Source organism: Kitasatospora sp. DSM 101779 (assembly GCF_025655475.1).
Lineage (GTDB): Bacteria > Actinomycetota > Actinomycetes > Streptomycetales > Streptomycetaceae > Kitasatospora.
On the sequence record NZ_JAHTIK010000013.1, the window covers coordinates 2,531 to 5,394 of the forward strand.

Genomic DNA, 2,864 nt, shown 5'->3' on the forward strand with positions numbered 1-2,864 from the left:
ACCTTCACTCTGCCCAGCGGCCGGAAGTCTGGAGAGCCGATGAACTCAGTGATCGCCGCCGGGCAGAAGCTCTGTTAGGGATCGGGTCTGTTGCCCACGACGGTCATGCCCCAGGGGTTGCCGAGGACCGGCCACGTGATCGACAAAGGCCGCAGCGGCTGGGGCGCTGCGGAGGACGACGATGCCGACCCAACGGACCCGATCCACCGCGGGAACCGGGGCGCGGTCATAACCCGGTTATAGATCGAGCTTGCTGTTCGGCCGCGCGGGCCGGGGCAGAGGTTATGGGTGAGGGGTGGCACCCGCATCGCGGTGCCACCCCTCACCCATAACCGGGTTATAGCTGCGCTGGCTGGTCAGTCCCTGAGGCTGTCGACGAGGGCTTCCGCCAACTGGTAGACCTCAGTCTTGTCGAGGACCTTCCTTATGGCCGCCACGAACGCCGCGATGTCGTGCCAATCGACGTCGGGCACTGACACCGCACCCTGCGGTGCCCGCTGCTCCGGAACGGCAGGTGACTCGGCCGCCTCGACAGCTGTACGGCGTACAGGTTCAGCCACTGCAGCTGAGGCCGTTGGCGTTGTGGCCGTCGGAGCGGCGGTGGACGTGGGTGCCGGGCGGGACGGCGGATCCATAACCGGGTTATGGGTCCCGGCCGCCGCAGACGTGTCGATGCCGGCTGGGTCAGGGGCCATGCCCGGCGCCGGCACTGGCTGCGGCGCCGACACGGCGGGTGCGAGCGACTCCTCGTACGCGGCGACCTGCTCGGCCGCCGGCAGAGCGGTGAAGGCCCGAGCGGCCTTGATACCGAGCTCGCCCGCAGCCACCTTCTGCTGCAGCTCCGGAACGAGTTCGAGCAGCGCGATCCGCTGCGACACGAAAGCCTGGGTCTTACCGATGCCCTTGGCCACCTTCGACTGGGACATCCCGCGTCCGGCCGGCGGCTTGTCGGTGAGTACGCGCAGTGCCTCGGCCTCCTGGATCGGGCTGAGCCCGACGCGCAGAAGGTTCTCGGCGACCGCGAACACCAGCGGGTCCTCGGCGGCGTCGTCGTTCACGAACGCCGGGACCTCGGTGAGGCCGGCCTGCCGGGCGGCCTCGAGCCTGCGGTGGCCCGCGACGACCACGTACTGCCGGCCCGCGACAGCCTCGGCGTGCTGAGGGTGGTGCTTGAGGAATGCGGCGGAGCTGCAGACGGTCAGCGGAGTGATGACCCCGACGCCGCCGATGCTGGTGACAAGCTCGACGAAGTCCTGATCGCCGGTGTCGATGGCCCCGCGAGGGTTCTCGGGATTCGGGGCGATCTGCGCCACGTCCGCGACCGGGGGTCGGGGGGCCGCCTGGGTCGGTTCGTCGAGGGGCTCGCCGTCGAGCATGTCAGCCAGGTTGACGCGGCGGCTCATCGGGCGGATCCGTTCAGGTTGAGCTCCAGGGCGAGCTTGTAGAAGTCCTCGCGAGCCTCGAAAGCGGACCGGTTGGGCTTGTACTGGGTGACGACGAGGCCCTCGGCAGCTGCCCGGGCATGGACCTTGTAGTGCCGGATGACGGTCGTCGCGAGCGGGAACCCGTTCTTCTCGACGAACTCCTGGGTCTGCTTCAAGTCCGCCTCACCGTCCCGCGGATCCCAGTTGTTGATCACCACGGTGTACGGCAATCCGCGAGGCTGCACGATCTGTCGGACCGTTCGCACGGTCGGCTTGAAGCCAAGCGGCTCCGGCTCGATCGGAAGGATCACACTGTCCGCGTTGTCCAGGACAGCGCGCAGGATGTCGGCGGCCTTGCCGTCACCGAGCGGGTCCGCGGTCGTGTCGTCGTCGGACAGGTCCAGCCAGCCCGGGGTGTCGACAAAGATGTGCTGAACCGACTTCACAGCCCGAAGCTTGCGCAGCGAACCGAGGTCGTTGTGGGCCTGGGTGAACAGGAACGGCAGATCGTCGCCGACCCGATTGGACCACCAGGCGGTCGAACCCTGAGGGTCGACCGAGACCGCCAGGACCGGCGGCTGCTCGCCGGCCTTCCGGCCGATCACTTCGGCCGTGACTGCGGCGAGGTTGACGGTCAGCGTCGACTTGCCGACGCCGCCCTTCTGGTTGAGCAGGACATGCACGTGTGCCATGAAAGCTCCGTATGCTTCCCAGTTGACTGGTACTTCGGACTGGCACAGCATGTCAGAAGATCGTCACGGGATCTTGCATCACCCTCGGCACGGCGTGGATAGGTGTCTGCTCTCAAACAGCCAAGGGGGCGGCGGCCGCGGAACGGCCGCCCGATGTTTGCTGCTCTCTTCCTGGCGCCAGCTCAGCTCCACTCCGCCGGCAGGGGGAAGCCATGGAGTGCGGCGGCCTTGGCCACTGCAGTCCGGTGCTCCTCGTTGTTCGGATCGAGCGGCTCGATCTCCTCGACCGTGGCCTCAACCTCACCGAAGACCGCCCAGCAGCGCTTCCGATCGTCCCACCTGCTGTTGGTCACGATGCCGAGGTACTGAACCTGCTCATACACCGCGCGAGAAACTGCCTGTGTAATGCGGCGACCGACCTTTCCAGCCAGCCGGATCAGTGCCCCGTCCAGAGCCGATACCCGGTCGGCGGGATTGCCTACCAGGCCGTCGAATTCATGGATGGCGGCTCGTACGCGGGCGTCCTTGCCGAGAGCGGATCGCATCGTCCAGTCGGAGACGTCCGCGAAGGCACCGCTCTGACGGATACACACCTTTCCAACTTTCAGGCCCTGCAGCACTTCACGTACGGTCTCAACCTTGGGCTGCGGCGGTAGACCGCCAAGAGGTGGCTCCTCTCCTGCGCCGAGTCCGGCATCTTGGCCGTAGCCGTCGTCTGCCCCGGTGACACTGGCGGTCACGTCATCCA

The 2,864-nt window shown here is 67.2% G+C and carries 3 protein-coding genes; all 3 read right to left on the reverse strand.

The features are described from left to right. Window positions 1–356: 356 nt before the first annotated feature. Complete coding sequence (locus tag KSNIM_RS38960; RefSeq protein ID WP_263108291.1) at window positions 357–1,403, reverse strand: ParB/RepB/Spo0J family partition protein; 1,047 nt, start codon at window positions 1,401–1,403, stop codon at window positions 357–359. After that, on the reverse strand, window positions 1,400–2,116 hold the full coding sequence (locus KSNIM_RS38965) for a ParA family protein (RefSeq protein WP_263108290.1): 717 nt from the start codon (window positions 2,114–2,116) through the stop codon (window positions 1,400–1,402). The genes KSNIM_RS38960 and KSNIM_RS38965 overlap by 4 nt, the downstream gene beginning before the upstream one ends. A 182-nt stretch (window positions 2,117–2,298) precedes the next feature. Beyond that, window positions 2,299–2,864: hypothetical protein (locus tag KSNIM_RS38970; RefSeq protein WP_263108384.1), on the reverse strand; the 566-nt coding region annotated here is incomplete at its 5' end.